Source organism: Mesorhizobium sp. B2-8-9 (assembly GCF_006439475.1).
Lineage (GTDB): Bacteria > Pseudomonadota > Alphaproteobacteria > Rhizobiales > Rhizobiaceae > Mesorhizobium.
In genome coordinates this window covers 328899-345639 of the sequence record NZ_VFTQ01000002.1, presented here as the reverse complement: position 1 = coordinate 345639, position 16741 = coordinate 328899, and the positions used below count along the sequence as shown (strand labels likewise).

The window sequence follows — 16741 nt, the reverse complement described above, 5'->3', positions numbered from 1 at the left end:
GTCACGGCCAGCCGTCGGCGAGCCGCGACAGCAGCCTCTCCAGCATCTCGTCGCAACGCCGCAATTGTTCGACGCTGACAAATTCGTCCGGCTTGTGCCCCTGCGCCATCGAGCCCGGTCCGCAGACGACGGCCGGCGTGCCGAGATCGCGGCTGAATAATCCGCCTTCCGTGCCGAACGCGACCTTCATGGTATCGTTGGCGCCGGTCAGCGATTTGACGAAGGCGACCGCTTCCGAAGCGACCGGCGTGTCGAGGCCCGGATAGGTGTTAGTGATCTCGATGTCGATCGCGGCTTCGGGCGCGATCGAAGCGGCGTCGGCCGCAATGCGCGCTGCGGCACCGCGAAGCCTATCGAGAATGCCGGCGGCATCGTCGGCGGCGATGTTGCGTATCTCGAAATCGACCTGGCAGAGATTGGGCACGATGTTGAGCGCCACGCCGGCATTGATCTTGCCCACATGCACGGTGGTATAGGGAATGTCGTAGTCGCCGTCGGGGGCGCCTTCGCGAGCCAACCGGTCCTGCTCGTCGCGTAGCGCCCGCACGAAATCGCAACCGAGATGGATGGCGTTGAGTGCCAGCGGAGCAAGCGCCGAATGGCCTTCGCGTCCCTTGCAGATGGCGCGCGCCGCAAGCTTGCCCTTGTGCCCGGTCGCCACCTGCATGTTGGTCGGCTCACCGACGATGCACAGCAGCGGGCGTTGCGGCGCAGCACTCAGCATTTCGATCAGGTCGCGCACGCCGAGGCAGCCGACTTCCTCGTCGTAGGAGAGCGCCAGATGCAAGGGCGTGCGAAGCGTCATCTTCGAGGCCTTGAGACATGCCGCGAGAGCTGAGGCCACGAAGCCCTTCATGTCCGCCGCGCCGCGCCCGTAAAGCTTGCCGTCACGCGCGGTCATGGCGAATGGCGGCAGCGTCCAGTTCTGGCCGTCGACGGGAACGACGTCCGTGTGACCGGAGAGCATGATGCCAGGCTTCTCGGCCGGTCCGATCGTGGCGAAAAGATTGGCCTTGTGCCCGTCCGGACTGTGGATGATCTGGGAGGCGATGCCGCTCGCTGCGAGCAGGTCCGCCACATAGAAGATGAGGTCGAGGTTGGAGTCGCGGCTCACCGTCGGGAAGGCGATCAACCGCTCGAGGATTCTGACGCTGTCCATTCTTGTCTGGTCCCGTTGCCGCAATCGGCTGTTTACATTGCGCCGCGGCGGTCCTGAAGTCGCATTTGGCTCAGCCTCGCTTCATCTGAGGCTAACCCAGGCGACGCAAGATTAGGCGCGCCCTAATCCCCGCGGAAGAAATCCGTAGTTTTCCCGCCCACGCGCCAACTTATGGGTAATCTCCAGAGCAGCCGGCATGAAGGAAGCTATTATGCGCGACCCACGCTACGACATTCTGTTCGAGCCGATGAAGATCGGTCCGGTGACCGCCAAGAACCGCTTCTACCAGGTTCCGCATTGCAATGGCGGGGGCTATCGCGATCCGTCAGCCGCGGCGGTGATGCGCCGGATGAAGTCCGAAGGCGGATGGGGCGTCATCTTCACTGAGCAGACGGAGATGCATCACACCTCCGAGATCACGCCCTTCATCGAGCTCAGGCTCTGGGACGACGCCGACATTCCGGCCCTGGCCAAAATGGCCAAGGCGATGCACGAATATGGCGCGCTCGCCGGCATACAGCTCGCCTATTCCGGCATCAACGGTCCCAACCTCTACACCAAGGAGGTTCCGCGCGGGCCGTCGGCCTTGCCGATCCGCACCTTCACCAACGATCCGGTGCAGGCGCGCGCCATGGACAAGCAGGATATCCGCGACCTGCGCCGCTGGCATCGCAATGCCTTCAAGCGCGCCAAACAGGCGGGCTTCGACCTTGTGTGCCTCTACGGCGCGCATGGGTTCGGCATCATCCAGCACTTCCTGTCGACCGCCACCAACCAGCGCAGCGACGAATATGGCGGCTCACTGGAAAACCGCTCGCGACTGATGCGCGAGCTGATCGAGGAAGGGCGCGACGCGATCGGCGACACGTGCGGCCTGACGCTCAGGCTGTCGCTGGACGAGATGATCGGCGAGCTTGGCTTCGCCAATTCGGAAGTCCGTGACATGATCGAGATGCATGCTGAGCTGCCTGATCTTTGGGACCTCGCCCACGGCGCCTGGGAGGATTGCTCCGGGCCGTCGCGCTTCAAGGAAGAGGCGGCGCAGGAAAGCCTGGTCTCTGGCATCAAAAAGCTTACCTCGAAGCCGGTCGTCGGCGTCGGCCGCTTCACCTCGCCGGACGTGATGGTGAGGATGATCAAATCAGGCACGCTCGATTTCATCGGCTGCGCTCGCCCGTCGATCGCCGATCCTTTCCTACCAAGGAAGGTCGAGGAGGGCCGCATCGAGGACATCCGCGAATGCATCGGCTGCAACATCTGCATCACCGGCGACATGACAATGTCGATCTCGCGCTGCACGCAGAACCCGACCTTCATGGAGGAATGGCGCAAGGGCTGGCATCCGGAGCGCATGCAGGCCAAGGGCGATAGCGACAGCGTGCTGATCGTCGGTGCCGGGCCTGCCGGACTGGAGGCCGCCCGCGCGCTCGGCCTGCGCGGCTATCAGGTGGCGATAGCGGAAGCCGGCACCGCGCTCGGCGGGCGCGTGGCGCGTGAATGCCTGCTTCCGGGCCTCTCGGCCTGGGGCAGGGTGCGCGACTATCGCCAGTATCAGCTCAGCCAGATGCCGAACGTCGACATCTATTTCGAAAGCCGGCTGTCGGCGGACGACGTCCTGTCCTTCGGCTTCCAGAACGTCGCCATCGCGACCGGATCGACCTGGCGGCGCGACGGCGTGGCGCGCGCCCATGTCGTGCCGATGCCGATCGACGCCGCCATGCCGGTCTACACGCCCGACGATCTGATGGGAGGCAAGGTGGCTTCCGGCAATGTCGTGCTGTTCGACGACGACCATTACTACATGGGCGGCGTGCTGGCGGAGCTGATGGCGCGGCAGGGTGCGAAGGTGACGCTGGTAACGCCGTCGGCCTATGTCTCGGACTGGACCCGCAACACGCTAGAGCAGGGCGCCATCCACCGCCGCCTGGCGCAGATCGGGATAGATATCGTCCTCAACAGGACTGTCACGACCATCGCGTCAGGCGGCGTCGTGACGGCCTGCGTCTATACCGGCGCGCGACAGGAGGTGGCGGCCGATGCCGTGGTCCTAGTCACGTCGCGCAATCAGGACGATGCCGTTTGGCGCGCGCTGAAAGCCCGGGAAAACGAGTGGGCCGGCAACGGCATCCGTTCGATCAAGGTTATCGGCGATGCCGAAGCGCCGGGGCCGATTGCTTGGGCAACCTATGCCGGCCACCGCTTCGCCCGCGAGCTGGACGAGGCCGATATTGGTGACGCCCTGCCTTTCCGGCGGGAAGTGACGGCGCTGGCGGTGCAATAGGATAGAAGAGGGCAGCCGCAACTTCCCTTCCACTCTATTCTGCCCGCAAGCGGAGCGCGTATTTCCAGCAGGTATCATCCAATAGAATGCTGCCGACAACAGCCGGGGGAGCTTCGCGTTGAGGAGCTCGATTGCCTCTCCCGGTGGCGACCTCTTCCGTCGACGGTCGCTTCAGTCGAGCTGCAGGCATGCGGCCAGCGCGATCGGCCCGAGCGGACAGTGCGGCGCCACAGCCACGTCATAGGCTTCGGCCATCGCCGCGATCTTGCGGCATTTGGTGATGCCGCCGGCGTGCGACAGATCCGGCCGACACCGCTTCCTCGAACACCGACTTGAAGTCCCACCCGCTGTAGAGCCGTTCGCCGAGCGCGATCGGCGTCGAGCCGAGCGCGGCGATCTCCTTCAGCGCCTCGCGGTTTTCGCTGAGCACCGGCTCTTCGATGAACATCAGCCGGTATGACTCCAGCTCCTTGACCAGGATGCGCGCCATCGGCCGGTGCACGCGGCCGTGGAAATCGACGGCCATGCCGATATTCGGCCCGACCGCCTCGCGCACCATGGCGACGCGCTCTATAGCCGTGTCTATCTTGTCGTGGCTGTCGACGATCTGCAGTTCCGAGGTGCCGTTCATCTTGAGCGCCTGGAAGCCGTGCGCCGCCACATTCCTAGCGCCGGCCGCCACTTCCGCCGGCCGGTCGCCGCCGATGTCTCGGCGGCATTGCGTGAACGACGCAGCCAACGCCGGAGATGTTCACCATAAATCGACGGTGTCGTTGTTCGCGGTCGTGTGTTGCCGTCAACACCCGCCTCGGCTTGACCGCCGTGCAACCCGCCCGGCGGTCGGTATTCATTGCCGATTGGCACTTTCAGCGTTCCACATACACGATGCGGCGCGTCGACGGCTCAACCAGCACCGGTCGGTTGTTCACATAGACATAGCGGTAGCGGTAGTTCGGGATCTTCTGTAGAGCCACCGTCTCAGGCAAGGTCGCGCCGGTTACAACCTTTCCTTGAAGGTAAACAGGCTTGACCCGATGCGCGCTGATGTACGTGCGCACCTGTTCGGGCGGATTGATCACGGTGCCGGCTGCGCCGCCGCCAACGACCCCCGCCGCGCCGCCCACAGCAGCGCCTACCGGTCCTCCGATGATAGCGCCGGCGATCGCTCCGGTGGCGCCACCAGCGACGGCTCCGGCATCAGCCTGATCGCGAGGAGGTTTCACGACCGCGATGCCGGAATTGGCCGGTCGCTCGGTTAAGACGACCCGATTGCCACCGAATTCTGCGGTAACGTAGTCGGAATAAACCCAGCCCTGACCACCAGCTTCGGCGATGGTGCACCATTTCGAGTTTTGCAGACAGCCGTTCAATGTGGCCGTCTGGCCCGCCCGCAGCACGCCGATGACCGGATATTGCGAGCCTGGACCGGCGCGAACATTAAGGTTTGTAGCGGCTGATACGGGAGTGTCGGCAAAAGCTGCGCCAGACAAGGCGACAAGCGCGCCTGTCACAACGGGTAACAAAAGCTTTCTCATCGTTCTGTCTCCGTTTCATGGTTCCCTTCAGAGCCAAAAACGAGGAAGAGCCACGTGCGTTCCGCTGGCAGGATCGCGGAACGGCTAGATTCCAAATGTCACCATCGGGTCGCTCTGCTGCTCCCGCTTGAGTCGAGATATGGTCGGGTTGCCATCATCGGAGCGGCCGATCTTGCCGCACCCTGCGCGGTCGGCCCTGGAGTCGCTGAGGTCTGATCGGTGGGACAGCCATCGTTGCGGGCGAAGCCGGACAGGTCTTGAAATGTCGGCATTACTGACGCTACCGGCTCGCGCCAGCCGATGCCATGCCGAAGGGCATGAAGCGGCCCGCCACGCAATGGGTTCGGCCGGGTTTAATAGGGCGAATGAAACAAATGCGCGGCGAAGCTGTAGGCACGCGATAGCGTTGGACAACAGCCACGCTGCGTTGCCCGACGCCTTCGATATGCGTGTTGTTGCTGTGCGGATTAAACGGATCGACCGTTTGCAAAAGCGAATTGGTGTTGTTTGCGTCGCCGGACGCAAGCGTCATCGTGTCGTAATTGTTGAAATAGTCGGCAGCACAACCCGACAAAAGTGTCACGCTCGCCGCGGCAAAATACGATCGCAAATCCATTGAGGCATCCCCCGACACCGGCTGGCATAATGCTCCATTTGCATTTTGTTGTCGAATCCGAGTTTGATCGCTTGCCATCCGTGCCAAGCTAAGCAACGTTGGCAGCGGGTTTGAGATTTTGGGGGGGACTATGAAGCGGTTTGCTTTAACCGTCGCTGCGATCGTTTGCGTTGCAGGCTGCGCTACACCACCGGACAAAATAGCAGGCGTGCCCAATGCTGGCCCTTGCACACAAGCCGACAAAGAGCGCTTGGCGGTCCTGACAAATCAGCAGAACAAGGCGGTGACCGGTGATGCGCTAGGTGTATTCCTCATCGGTGTGCCGGTCTCATCAATGTCCGGCGGCGACCATAAGACCGAGATCGCCGTGCTGAAAGGACGCTGCGGGCCGCCGAAGACGTGACAGGCTGAGTCGCAGTCAGCGTAAAGCCGCACGGACAACGACTGACGGTCCTAATCAACGTCATGCCCCAAGTCCCTATTGCGAAACTGCGCAGGGCGCATATTCTTTGGCATGGGGTCTTGATCGAGCAGTCCAAGGACCTGGACCCTGGACGCGGTGCTATTTGGTCGAGGATGGCCGAACTTTTCAATAGAGCCATCCGTGGGACAGAGCCATGCAGCACGGAGCCGTGAGTGATCCGGGCATGGGCCGAGGCCAGCTTGAGCCGGCCGACGGCGATATTGTCCGCGAGCAGGCCGTCCTCTTTCGTCTCACCGACCGACTTTACCGTGCCAACGGCCTTGGCGAGATCTACGATGCGGCCCTGGATGCCATATGCGACGCCCTCGGTTCGTCACGCGCCTCGATCCTGAGATTTGACAGCCACGGCGTCATGAGCTTCGTCGCCTGGCGCTCACTCTCTAATGAATACCGCGAGGCAGTTAACGGTCACACGCCGTGGACGCGCGGGGAGCACGATGCCGAGCCTATCTTTGTCGAGGATATTCGTCTCAGCGGTGAATCTCGGCAGATCATCGACACGGTCCTTGGCGAGGGAATCGAAGCGCTGGCTTTCATCCCGCTTGCCAGCTCCCGCGAGCTCATCGGCAAGTTCATGGTCTACTATCCGGCACGCCATCGCTTCGGGGATCGTGAACGCGAACTTGCGTTGACTATTGCGCGTCAGCTCGGGTTTGCGATCGAACGGGAGCGGGCGGAAACCAGCGCGACGCGACTGAGCGCGCTCGTCGAATCCTCGGATGATGCAATCATCGCGACCGATTTGGATGGCATCGTCACGGACTGGAACAGCGGCGCTGAGCGTCTCTACGGCTACGGCCGCAAGGAAATGGTCGGACGACCGCTCATGTTGCTGATACCGCCCGATCGGCAGATCGAGGAGCGGGAGATCCTGGGGCGCATCCGCAATGGAGAGCATGTCGAGCATTTCGAGACCGTTCGCCTGCGCAAGGATGGCAGCAGCATTCCCATCTCTTTGACCGCTTCCCCCATCGCGGACGCGTCTGGCGCAATTGTCGGTGTCTCCAAGATCGGCCGTGACATTTCCGAGCGGCTGCGGGCGCAGGAGCAGCGGGAGTTGCTGCTTCGCGAGATGGACCACCGCGTGAAGAACCTCTTTGCCATCGCAAAGACCATCGTCAATTTGAGCGCGCCAGCTGCTGAAACTCCGGCCGCGCTCGCCTCCACCGTTTCTGACCGCCTCGGCGCCCTCGCGCGGGCGCATGCGTTGACGATGCTCCCCTCGACTGGCCCGTCTGTTCATGGCGCGACGAGCCTACATGCATTGATCGCCGCAATCCTCGCGCCATACCGGCATGGAACTGACGAGCAGCCCCGCTTCGCGATCAGTGGCATCGATCTGCCGGTGCCTCCAGCGATGATCACGCCGCTTTCTCTCCTGCTACACGAATTCGCCACAAACGCTGCCAAACACGGGAGCCTCTCGGCGCCCGCCGGCTCGATCGAGATCGCTTGCTCCAATAGAGACGGTAAGGTGAGTGTCCAGTGGAGAGAGGTAGGAGGACCACCTCCGGTCGCAACCGAAGACGAAGGTTTCGGGAGCCGCCTGATCCGCGCCGCCGCGAATGAGCTCGGCGGAGTCGTGCGAGATTGGGACCCCGCCGGAATTGTCCTTGAGATCACGATCGATAGGGAAAGATTCTCGGTCTGATGCCCGAGCCGCTTGTCAGCGCAGCAGCCCATCGCTCTCAAAATCTTCCCATCCGCGCAGTTTGGCCTCCGAGTTTTCGTCTCGGCCATTCCTGGCTGAATGGGCAGCCTCGCGGCCCTTTTTTTGCGCACGCTTGACTGCCGCCTTTGCGACAGCCCGTCGCCGGTTCTCGGCGGCGGCTGCCGCGTCTTCCTCGCGCCAGATCGTGACCAGATCGCGGTCGAGCACATCTTCGATGTGGCGCGGGTCGAACACATGGAAGGTGATCTTCCTGGCGCGGCCGCGAAGCTTGACGGTTCTTGTCCCCGCGCTCTGCAGCCGGCCGTCCTTCAGCCAGCGGTGCCGCTCGCCGGACGAGATCGTCAGGATGTCCTCGGCTTCACGGGGGATGACCGGAAGGTCTTCGATGTCGATCATGGCCTTAGACACGATAGCCGCTGCCGCTTGCACATCGGCATCGGCGCCCTCCGGCAGGCGCAAGGTGAGCACGCGGGATTCGATGTGAAGCAGCTTTCTCAAGTGCGCAGGAAGGCGCGCGCGGATCTCGAGGAAAATGCCCCTGGCCCGCATGGACGATCCCAGAGTCGCCGCCGGTGAAAGCGGCCATTCAGCCATTAATTTGGCGGTCGGTTCGGTTTTTCGGCGCCCGGGCATATCGCATAAATAGGCCGGGCTGGGCCAAGCACAACGCCGGTGCAAGAGGCAACCCGGTGTGACGCGGCGCCACCGATCTTAGACAGAGGATTCTTCCAATATCCGCCATCTGAGAACCCCCAACGGAGCGAATTGTCGATCGGCGAGTTAGGCTGGCTAGACGGAAGAGACTGGATTGGACGGATGGCAGCATCGAAAAGCAACGGTCAGTTCACGCCAACCAAGCCGGCGCCGGAAGGCCTTGCCCCCGCTCTGGCGCGAAACATTGAGGCGCTGATCGAGAGGCGGAAACGAGAAGCCACGGCCGCATCGCTGGAGGAGCGCGCGGCCGCAGCGATAAGCGGCTTCGCCGGAAGCATGGTCTTCGTCTACTTGCACATTGTCTTCTTCGGGATATGGATCGCCCTCAATCTCGGCATCCTGAGCTTTGTCAGACCCTGGGACCCATCACTGGTCATCTTGGCTATGTTCGCCTCGGTCGAGGCCATCTTTCTCTCGACCTTCGTGCTGATCAATCAGAACCGAATGAGTGCGGAGGACAATTCCAGGGCAGACCTCGATCTGCAGGTCAGTCTGCTTAACGAGCACGAAACCACCAAGCTTATCAAGCTGGTAGAGGAGATTGCCAAGCGTCTGAACATAGATACCGATGCGGATCACGAGCTCAAGGAACTCAAGCGCGATGTGGCGCCGGAGGCGGTTCTGGACAAGATTGAAGAGGTGGATGACCGTCGGACGCCCAAGTGACAGCTCGCCAATAGAAGCGGCAATTTGAAACTGAGCCGCTACCAGGTTGGGTCAATCAGAGGATAGGAGCATGTTCGACCACATCGGCTTCAACGTCGGGAATTTAGAAAAATCGCTCGCTTTTTACAAAGCAGTGCTCGCTCCTCTCGATCTTGGCGTGCTCGAATCCGGAGAGGGCTGGGCAATGTTGGGTGGCCATGCCGGTCGTCTCTGGATAGGGGCATTCGGACCCCCTCCTGCACCTATCCACATAGCGTTCCGAGCCGGCTCCCGCGCAATGGTGCACTCGTTCTACAAGGCAGGCCTCGCCGCCGGAGGTCGCGACAATGGCGCGCCTGGCATTCGCGCCCAATACGCACCGGATTATTATGCAGCTTTTGTGCTCGACCCGGACGGCCGCAATGTCGAAGCCGTAGCCTTCGCCGCAGATGTCTGAAGCAGCGCACTCCAGGTAAGGAAAACACTGTGACGCGGATCGCGACCTTCAACGTCAACGGTGTCAACGGCCGGCTGCCGGTGCTCCTGAAGTGGCTGGCCGAGACTGACTATGACGTGGTCTGTCTTCAGGAACTGAAAACGTCCGACGAGAAATTTCCCATCGAAGCAATTCGGGACGCCGGTCTCGGCGCGATCTGGCACGGCCAGAAATCCTACAACGGAGTGGCGGTGCTGGCGCGAGGGAGGGATCCGGTCGAACGTCGCCGGGGCTTGCCTGGCGATCCCGACGACACGCACAGCCGATATCTGGAGGCTGAAATCGACGGCCTGATCGTCGGTTGCATCTACCTCCCGAACGGCAATCCGGCGCCGGGCCCGAAATTCGATTACAAGCTGCGCTGGTTCGAGCGTCTCGTCGACTACAGCCAGTCACTGCTCGGCGAGCGCACCGTGCTTTGTGGCGACTTCAACGTCGTCCCGACTGAGATCGACGCCGTAGTCCCTCGGCGGTGGTTGGGTGACGCCGTCTTCTTTCCGGAAAGCAGGGAGGCCTATGCCAGCATGCTGAGCCTGGGGTGGGTCGATGCCATGCGACTAATCCACCCGGGCAAGGGCATCTACACCTACTGGAACTTTTCCTATCGCGGCGGCTACGACCGAAGCTCCGGCTTGCGGATGGATCATCTGCTCGTAAGCCCGTCGCTCGCGGAGAGCATTCTGGCCGCGGGTGTCGACGTCGAGACCCGTGGCTGGGAAAAGCCCAGCGATCACGCACCCGCCTGGATCGACCTCGGTTAAGACAGTTTGCTTGACCGCTCAAAAGACAAGGTGCTTGCGCTTTCGTCCGGTCTTTCTCGGATAGGCCTTCATGTCAACCGCGTTCCAGACGCCCCTCGCGGGTGGCGGGCTCAGCGCACCTTCACAAGCGGAACCTAATGTTCGCCTGCCGCTTATGCCGGAATGAGCACCAGAGGCATCAACTTCCTCGATAAATGGATGGCAGAGCACCTGCCGAACGCCATGACAGATGATCCCATGGCCGTCAGTGATCTCGCCGATGAGATGATGAAAGGGGCAGAGCGAGAAGGCATTCCGGCCAGCGAAATCCACGAGGAAGTTGATAGTGTGTTCGGGGTGATCTTCGAGGCGATGCATCATCGGGAAGGCAGCTTGCCCGAGGCTGAGAAAGCCGTGTTGGATCAGTTAGCGGCACGGCTGGCCAGGGAGGCCGGCATCTCAGATGACCAAGCTGGCGAACTGCTTAAGCGCATCGGCACGGACTGGGACTCGCTCCTTAACGAAGCGCATTTTCTGAAGGAGCTTGAAGGCAGGCTAGAGCAGGAATAAATACCTCTTCGGTGCGGTGACCCCTGCGCGAAGCACCAAATCGTCTGGACGGACGATCGGGGAACAGGTGCGAAAATCCTCTACCTTTTCCAACAGCGTCTGTTGACCTCGACCTGCTTCGGACGAACTTGAAAAGGCAGGCTAGCCCCGGCTTGGTTCAGGCAGGCGGGTTCGCCGGTTCGTGAGGCCCCCAGGTCAGACGGCCCAACGGAAGTCCAAACGGGGCTCCATTTTTCCGAGTGGTAAGCGCCTCATATCGAACTTCTTGACCGCGTCGCTTTCGCTAGAAGCGGACAATCAAAGCGTAGAATCGGCAGCTGGATGGGCCAGCACAAGCGGTCTATGAAAAAGACCAGCACGCCGTAGATAGACGACAAGCTAACTTTCACCAGCCGCGCCTGTGCCCTGTTGCTAGAAGTTCAAATTTGACCTTTCATGATCATGATTTGTCTAGAGTCTTTCCCATAGATTTTATAGCGTCTGCGCTATGAGTTTCGGCACTTGTGAATCGCCGCCGGCTTACTATGCCGACGATAGGAGAACGCAATGACCCGCACTCACGTTGAACGTCTTGGAGAGTTCAGGGAAATCCTGGTCGCGACTCGACGCGAAGGCGTCCGTAATGTGCACCATACGCGCGACGCAATGCGGGCAAGTGGCTTTCAGATCGGGGATAGCGAAGGCTCCAGCTATGGTGCTCAGCTGAAAGCGCTCCAAGAAGAAATTGAGGCAGTTGATCGCGCCATCGAAGACGAGAAGCGGCTGGCCTTGGCTCTCGAAGGACGAACTCAATCCCGCCGCCCGACCAAGCCAAGGATCGTGAAGGCAACATAGAGTTAGCGCAATCGTTGGAGCTGGTTCGCGGCCCAACTCGGCTACTCTAAAAATTATGCTGATATTTGCCCCTCGACCAGGCTTTACACCGTCAGCGAGTATTCCGCATCGTTGCTGAGATCTCGCCATAGGGCGTGAGCCCGCACCGGCCCACCGACATAGCCTTGGCGCACGCCTTGCTACCCCAGCCGAACGCCTGCGCATCCTCCTCGGCGACGCCGCCGTAGACCATTAGCTACTTGAGCCCAGCTGGCGTCCAGCGGTAGTAGTCATGCTGGCGCGCATGCACGTAGAACGGGAAGGGTGTGGCCACCAGCGTCCAGCCGCGGCTTGCTCATGACGTGGATGTTCGCTTCGGCCGCTTGCGGGCCCTGCACATGTTCCAGCGCGCTGACGGTCGGTTCGGCAAAAGGGCCGAGAGCCATGACCGTGAGCCTTGCGGACAAGTCGCGGCTTATCGAAAATCCGCGGCATGCGCCCGTTCTGATCAATCTGGCAAAGGCGTGGACGATGGCGAAGCCCGCGCCGACAGCAACCCCGTAATGGAGGCTTACCATGGCGCGGGCTCTCCGCTTCTGAACCCGGGATACCTGAAACTGTCAGTTCAGCGTCGGTTCGCCCATCGTCTCGGCAAGAAAGGACGCGGCGATCAAATCGTCCGCGTCGATGCGTAAGGAGCCTTCGCCGCGCCCCATGATGGCCGCGACCTTCTGGAAGGTCTTGATCTCATGCTCGGTGATCCTGGCGTCCCGCATCCTGGTTCTCAGATCGGCGACACGCATCCCGAGCGACCGGGATGTTCCGATTTCTCTATTCGACATTGGTCAGTCCTCCTCCCCCCGCTCGTGTCTGTTTCGCCGCCGCCCGAATTCGCAGCCTGCCCACAGTGAGGAGCATCAGCATGCAAGCTCGTGAGAATCTTCTGATATTATGAATTAATGATGAATTCGCGCGACTGTAGTTCAGCCCTGGATCGACCATCGTGATCACCGCGCCGCGCTCGGAGTATTCGAACGTGTCCAGAATCTTGTGAATGACGAAATCAGCTACATTGGGCGCCGAGCCGGCGTGATCTTCCACGGCCTTCCTCCATCCCGAAATCAGCGCGTCATCCCTTGGCAGCAGTCGTGTGCCTATTAAGTCTCCGACAACTGCACGACCGTTAAATATGTAGCGACTTGTATTAGCGTCCAGAATTATTAACGCTCCGCAGCATCGGTTGCGTCCTTGGAGCGGGCAGCCTCTCGGCAGAAGCCAGGCCGGGAACCGGATCTTTGACTGGCTGCTTTCCAAATGGGGTCTGGTCAGGTCGCGGTGTCGTGCAAGCGAGCGGCAAACGACTAGAAAATAGCGGCGTCATCGAGTTGCCGGATTTGTGGGCCCAGCACCGGCGAACGCCTTCCAGCATCAACCCTTGCGGCTACTGGCCAGGTGAATTGCCCAGCGCGTTGGAACCTCTTGCGAAATCGGGTGTTAAGCTGCGTTTAGGGGACTTTAGCCTTTCATGGAACAACGAGCCTTGCCCTCCAGCATTTCTGGCCCGCGAACCCTGTCTGGTGGCGAGGCCCGCGAAGTAACCATCGCGACCCTCCACTCCGGCAGCGAGCTCGAAGATTTCTTCGAGAATGCAGCCGTGGCTCTCCACCTGGTGGCCAATGACGGCACCATTTTGCGCGCCAATCGAGCCGAACTGGACTTGCTCGGCTATGCCGCGGACGAATACGTCGGCCGCAATATCCGCGAATTTCACGCGGATGCCGCCGCAATCGACGACATTTTGAACCGCCTTTCTCGGCATGAGCAGCTTCAACACTATCGCGCGAGGTTGCGCGCCAAAGACGGCTCTATGCGTTGGGTGGAGATAACATCCAACGTGCGTTCAGTTGAGGGTCGGTTTCTCAACACCCGCTGCATCACCATCGACGTGACTGAAAAGGTCGAAGCGGAAGAGTTGTTGCGCGAACAGGAGCAGAGGCTTGCCCTGACCTATCACAGCGCTGGTGTGGGAATCGTGGAAGCTGACGCCGAAGGCCGGCTGCTGCGGGTGAACGGACATTTGTGCCGTCTTTTGGGCTATACGCAGGAGGAGCTTGTCGGCCGATCGATTTTCGATCAGACCTTTCCTTCCGACGTCGAGGCGGATCGAACGAAATATCGCCGACAGGTCGCCGGGGAGATCAAAAGCTACACGATTGAGAAGCGGTTCGTCCGCAAGGACGGGTCGCTTTTCTGGGCTGTCGTAACCTCTTCCAGCGTCCACGACGACAGCGGACGCTTTCGTTACGCGGTACGGGTGCAGCACGATATCACCGAGCGCAAAGAGATCGAGGCGACACTCGCCCAAAGGGCCGAGGAGCAGGCTGCGCTGCATCAATTGACGGAAATGCTGCAGCACGCCTATAGCCGCGAAGACGTCTACGAGGCTGCGCTCGATGCGATCCAGCGCGGGCTAAGATGTCAGCGCGCTTCTATTCTGCTTTTGGAAGGCGGGATCATGAAGTTTGCCGCCTGGAGGGGCTTGTCGGACGCGTATCGAAGTGCCGTGGAAGGCCATTCGCCCTGGTCCGCGGCAGATCACGATCCGCAGCCAATTTGCTTGCGCGATGTGGAACAGGCCGAGCTCCCCAGCAACTTAAGAGACGCAATCCGAACAGAAGGCATCGGCGCGGTCTGTTTCATTCCGATAATCGAAGGCGGGCGTCTGCTGGGCAAGTTCATGGCCTATTTCGACGAGCCGCACGAATGCTCGGCAGAAGAGATCGAAGTCGCCCGGACAATCGCGCGTCAGCTCGGGTTCGGCATTGAGCGTGTCAAGGCGCAGAATGCGGCCCAGCGACTGGCGGCAATCGTGGAGTCGTCCCATGACGCCATCGTGAGCAAAGATCTCAGAGGCATCGTCTCGACCTGGAATCGCGGCGCCGAGCGCTTATTCGGCTATACGGCCGCGGAGATGGTAGGCAAGCCCATCACCACCATCATTCCCGAGGATCGGCTGGGTGAGGAACCGCTGATATTAGGTCGCATCCGCAACGGCGAACTCGTGGATCATTTCGAGACGGTTCGCCGCCGCAAAGACGGAACGCTGGTGGATATCTCTCTCACAATATCGCCGGTGCGGGATGCGTCAGGCCGTATCGTCGGAGCTTCCAAAATAGCCCGAGACATAACGGACAAAAAGGTAGCGGAAGCGAAGATACAAGACAGCGAGCGCCACCTTCAAGACCTGCTCGCTGCCATTCCTGCCGCGATCTATACCACCGATCGCGACGGCAAGATCACCTATTTCAATGAAGCTGCGGTGCAACTCGCCGGCCGAACGCCCGTGATTGGCACCGACGAATGGTGCGTGACATGGAAGCTCTACTGGCCGGACGGAACGCCGCTTCCCCACGATCAATGTCCCATGGCCATCTCGCTGCGCGAAGGGCGGCCCGTCCGAGGATATGAAGCGGTGGCCGAGCGGCCGGATGGAACTCGGGTTCCATTCATTCCCTATCCGACCCCGATGCGCGATGCCGCTGGAAACATCACCGGCGCCATAAATATGCTGGTCGATGTGAGCGAGCGTAAGCAGGCCGAAACCCAGCAACGGATCTTGCTCGACGAGCTCAATCATCGCGTGAAGAACAACATGATGATGCTGAAGTCCCTGCTTTCGGTTGCGGCGAGGACCAGCAAGAGTTCGGAGGCCCGGACGGTTCTGGATGAGGCCAGCAAGCGGGTGGCCGCCATGGCCGCCGCTCAGCGAGTCCTCTATGACACGCCCGACGCCATCAACTTCGGTGCCGGACCTTTCTTGGGAGCTGTTTGCGAGACCGCAAGACAGATGTTCCCCCCGGCTGTTCAGTTGTTCTGCGAGGCAGATCCGATCCAACTGCCAAACGACATTGCGATGCCGCTGGCGCTCACTATCAACGAGCTTTTGATCAATGCAGTGAAGTACGGCTTGCCCGGAAATGGCCCTGGAACCATCCGTGTTTCCATCAGACAGAACGGCCGAGCCATTAGCCTTGTGGTCGAGGATGAGGGCCCGGGCTTCGAACTGAGTTCGGTGCGCTCGTCGTCGTCAGGCCTGCGACTTGTCGAAGGCCTAGTGCGACAGATCGGCGGGACTTTTGAAGTTAGCCGGCACCCGTCCAGATGCACCGTGACCTTTTGTCTGATGCCCCAGGAGATTGGCCTTGCGACCGAAAGCAGCGATACCTGAGTTGAGCCGTGCGGGGGATGTTAATCGATCGTTCGGGCCGCAGGTCGTCTTCTCCCGAGATGATGTGAGCGGACGACACGCTGAAACCACTCTGAACCAGTCGATCTTGGTCGTCGAAGACGACTACCTGATCGCGCTGGATATAGAGGCCGGACTGCTGGCCGAAGGCTTCTCGCTAGCGGGCGTCGCGACCAGCGCCGATGAGGCGATAAGTATGGCGCTCTCGACCAAGCCGGTGCTTGCCCTGATGGATATCCGCTTGCTTGGCAAGCGGGACGGCATCGACGCGGCCGTGGAATTGTACCGCGAGCTTGGCATACGATGTATCTTTACGACGGCGCACGGTGATCGCGACTTGAGGCTTCGAGCCGAGGCGGCCAGACCGCTGGGCTGGGTGCAGAAACCCTATTCTATAGCGACGCTAGTCGCAGCCATTCGAGATGCCTTTCAGGAGCTCAAGAAGGAGAGCTGAACGCGCGGGGAGGGCAGTTGGATCCGCCGAGCGCGCCACATCAGTGCTTGATTTTGGGTGCCAAGGTGCTCTGCTCTCTTCGCCTTGAGGCAGGTTCGTCTCGATCGCGGCCTTGCTTGTACATGATCACGGCTTTTAACGTTTGGGGGCTGTCGCGCCCCATCTTCGGAAGATCTGCAAGGCCGTCCGGATATATCGTGACCCTGCCTTCCTCGACATGCGTGACAGCGCCCTAGCGTCTCGCACCCAAGGTGCTCGAAACATCAAGCGAAAAGTACAGACAGGTGCGGGAGACGATTCCGCCTCTCCGCTCTTG

The 16741-nt window shown here is 60.9% G+C and carries 17 protein-coding genes and 1 pseudogene; 10 read left to right on the top strand and 8 right to left on the bottom strand.

The window, feature by feature from the left end:
* Position 1: 1 nt before the first annotated feature.
* Positions 2-1159: an acetylornithine deacetylase gene (argE, locus tag FJ423_RS03930; RefSeq protein WP_140839356.1), complete on the bottom strand. Its 1158-nt coding sequence runs from the start codon at positions 1157-1159 to the stop codon at positions 2-4.
* A 211-nt stretch (positions 1160-1370) separates the two neighbouring features.
* On the opposite strand from argE, the gene FJ423_RS03925 reads away from it, so the two are divergent.
* A complete protein-coding gene (locus FJ423_RS03925; RefSeq protein WP_140839354.1) occupies positions 1371-3440 on the top strand; it encodes an FAD-dependent oxidoreductase in 2070 nt (689 codons plus the stop codon).
* 174 nt (positions 3441-3614) lie between these two features.
* Here FJ423_RS03925 and FJ423_RS03920 read toward each other — a convergent pair.
* The 3 genes and pseudogenes from FJ423_RS03920 to FJ423_RS03910 form a co-directional block, all read right to left on the bottom strand.
* Positions 3615-4146, bottom strand: a pseudogene (locus FJ423_RS03920) (enolase C-terminal domain-like protein); the annotation flags it as partial.
* A 160-nt stretch (positions 4147-4306) separates the two neighbouring features.
* Positions 4307-4975 (bottom strand): DUF1236 domain-containing protein, encoded by a 669-nt coding sequence (locus FJ423_RS03915; protein WP_140839352.1) that lies wholly within the window; start codon positions 4973-4975, stop codon positions 4307-4309.
* Between the two features lie 280 nt (positions 4976-5255).
* Positions 5256-5591: a hypothetical protein gene (locus FJ423_RS03910; RefSeq protein WP_246680081.1), complete on the bottom strand. Its 336-nt coding sequence runs from the start codon at positions 5589-5591 to the stop codon at positions 5256-5258.
* Positions 5592-5721: 130 nt separating this feature from the next.
* Between FJ423_RS03910 and FJ423_RS03905 the strand changes: the two genes are divergently transcribed.
* Together FJ423_RS03905 and FJ423_RS03900 are read left to right on the top strand one after the other, a co-directional pair.
* Positions 5722-5994, top strand: coding sequence for a hypothetical protein (locus FJ423_RS03905; RefSeq protein ID WP_140839350.1), 273 nt, complete (start codon positions 5722-5724; stop codon positions 5992-5994).
* Between the two features lie 214 nt (positions 5995-6208).
* A complete protein-coding gene (locus FJ423_RS03900; RefSeq protein WP_140839348.1) occupies positions 6209-7726 on the top strand; it encodes a PAS domain S-box protein in 1518 nt (505 codons plus the stop codon).
* 15 nt (positions 7727-7741) lie between these two features.
* Here the strand turns inward: FJ423_RS03900 and FJ423_RS03895 are convergent, their stop codons facing one another.
* Positions 7742-8380: a hypothetical protein gene (locus FJ423_RS03895; RefSeq protein ID WP_140839346.1), complete on the bottom strand. Its 639-nt coding sequence runs from the start codon at positions 8378-8380 to the stop codon at positions 7742-7744.
* Positions 8381-8563: 183 nt separating this feature from the next.
* Here FJ423_RS03895 and FJ423_RS03890 point away from each other — a divergent pair, with 183 nt between their 5' ends.
* From FJ423_RS03890 to FJ423_RS03870, 5 genes are all read left to right on the top strand, one after another.
* The gene (locus FJ423_RS03890) at positions 8564-9127 is read left to right on the top strand and encodes a DUF1003 domain-containing protein (protein WP_140839344.1); all 564 of its coding nucleotides are present in this window, start codon (positions 8564-8566) and stop codon (positions 9125-9127) included.
* 70 nt (positions 9128-9197) lie between these two features.
* Positions 9198-9563 carry a VOC family protein gene (locus FJ423_RS03885; RefSeq protein WP_140839342.1) on the top strand — a complete coding sequence of 122 codons (366 nt, stop codon included), beginning with the start codon at positions 9198-9200 and terminating at the stop codon, positions 9561-9563.
* A gap of 29 nt (positions 9564-9592) precedes the next feature.
* Positions 9593-10363 (top strand): exodeoxyribonuclease III, encoded by a 771-nt coding sequence (gene xth / locus FJ423_RS03880; RefSeq protein WP_140839340.1) that lies wholly within the window; start codon positions 9593-9595, stop codon positions 10361-10363.
* Between the two features lie 198 nt (positions 10364-10561).
* Positions 10562-10912: a hypothetical protein gene (locus FJ423_RS34040; RefSeq protein ID WP_246680080.1), complete on the top strand. Its 351-nt coding sequence runs from the start codon at positions 10562-10564 to the stop codon at positions 10910-10912.
* 546 nt (positions 10913-11458) lie between these two features.
* Entirely contained in the window at positions 11459-11746 is a 288-nt protein-coding gene (locus FJ423_RS03870) for a hypothetical protein (RefSeq protein WP_095768510.1), read from the top strand.
* 269 nt (positions 11747-12015) lie between these two features.
* Here the strand turns inward: FJ423_RS03870 and FJ423_RS34740 are convergent, their stop codons facing one another.
* The 3 genes from FJ423_RS34740 to FJ423_RS03855 are packed head-to-tail and all read right to left on the bottom strand — an operon-like array spanning position 12016 to position 12826.
* A complete protein-coding gene (locus FJ423_RS34740) occupies positions 12016-12303 on the bottom strand; it encodes a hypothetical protein (protein WP_181174709.1) in 288 nt (95 codons plus the stop codon).
* 42 nt (positions 12304-12345) lie between these two features.
* Positions 12346-12567 carry a hypothetical protein gene (locus FJ423_RS03860; RefSeq protein WP_095768511.1) on the bottom strand — a complete coding sequence of 74 codons (222 nt, stop codon included), beginning with the start codon at positions 12565-12567 and terminating at the stop codon, positions 12346-12348.
* The gene (locus FJ423_RS03855) at positions 12557-12826 is read right to left on the bottom strand and encodes a hypothetical protein (RefSeq protein ID WP_140839338.1); all 270 of its coding nucleotides are present in this window, start codon (positions 12824-12826) and stop codon (positions 12557-12559) included. The genes FJ423_RS03860 and FJ423_RS03855 overlap by 11 nt, the downstream gene beginning before the upstream one ends.
* A 424-nt stretch (positions 12827-13250) precedes the next feature.
* Between FJ423_RS03855 and FJ423_RS03850 the strand changes: the two genes are divergently transcribed.
* Both FJ423_RS03850 and FJ423_RS03845 read left to right on the top strand, forming a co-directional pair.
* Positions 13251-15953 carry a PAS domain S-box protein gene (locus tag FJ423_RS03850; protein WP_140839336.1) on the top strand — a complete coding sequence of 901 codons (2703 nt, stop codon included), beginning with the start codon at positions 13251-13253 and terminating at the stop codon, positions 15951-15953.
* A complete protein-coding gene (locus FJ423_RS03845; RefSeq protein ID WP_246680079.1) occupies positions 15928-16425 on the top strand; it encodes a response regulator in 498 nt (165 codons plus the stop codon). The genes FJ423_RS03850 and FJ423_RS03845 overlap by 26 nt, the downstream gene beginning before the upstream one ends.
* The last annotated feature ends 316 nt before the right edge of the window (positions 16426-16741 follow it).

Excerpts from the sequence above, each read along its gene's own strand:
- argE (WP_140839356.1), bottom strand. The coding sequence starts at position 1,159 with ATGGACAGCGTCAGAATCCTCGAGCGGTTGATCGCCTTCCCGACGGTG.
- FJ423_RS03925 (WP_140839354.1), top strand. The coding sequence starts at position 1,371 with ATGCGCGACCCACGCTACGACATTCTGTTCGAGCCGATGAAGATCGGT.
- FJ423_RS03915 (WP_140839352.1), bottom strand. The coding sequence starts at position 4,975 with ATGAGAAAGCTTTTGTTACCCGTTGTGACAGGCGCGCTTGTCGCCTTG.
- FJ423_RS03910 (WP_246680081.1), bottom strand. The coding sequence starts at position 5,591 with ATGGATTTGCGATCGTATTTTGCCGCGGCGAGCGTGACACTTTTGTCG.
- FJ423_RS03905 (WP_140839350.1), top strand. The coding sequence starts at position 5,722 with ATGAAGCGGTTTGCTTTAACCGTCGCTGCGATCGTTTGCGTTGCAGGC.
- FJ423_RS03900 (WP_140839348.1), top strand. The coding sequence starts at position 6,209 with ATGCAGCACGGAGCCGTGAGTGATCCGGGCATGGGCCGAGGCCAGCTT.
- FJ423_RS03895 (WP_140839346.1), bottom strand. The coding sequence starts at position 8,380 with ATGCCCGGGCGCCGAAAAACCGAACCGACCGCCAAATTAATGGCTGAA.
- FJ423_RS03890 (WP_140839344.1), top strand. The coding sequence starts at position 8,564 with ATGGCAGCATCGAAAAGCAACGGTCAGTTCACGCCAACCAAGCCGGCG.
- FJ423_RS03885 (WP_140839342.1), top strand. The coding sequence starts at position 9,198 with ATGTTCGACCACATCGGCTTCAACGTCGGGAATTTAGAAAAATCGCTC.
- FJ423_RS34040 (WP_246680080.1), top strand. The coding sequence starts at position 10,562 with ATGGCAGAGCACCTGCCGAACGCCATGACAGATGATCCCATGGCCGTC.
- FJ423_RS03870 (WP_095768510.1), top strand. The coding sequence starts at position 11,459 with ATGACCCGCACTCACGTTGAACGTCTTGGAGAGTTCAGGGAAATCCTG.
- FJ423_RS34740 (WP_181174709.1), bottom strand. The coding sequence starts at position 12,303 with ATGGTAAGCCTCCATTACGGGGTTGCTGTCGGCGCGGGCTTCGCCATC.
- FJ423_RS03860 (WP_095768511.1), bottom strand. The coding sequence starts at position 12,567 with ATGTCGAATAGAGAAATCGGAACATCCCGGTCGCTCGGGATGCGTGTC.
- FJ423_RS03850 (WP_140839336.1), top strand. The coding sequence starts at position 13,251 with ATGGAACAACGAGCCTTGCCCTCCAGCATTTCTGGCCCGCGAACCCTG.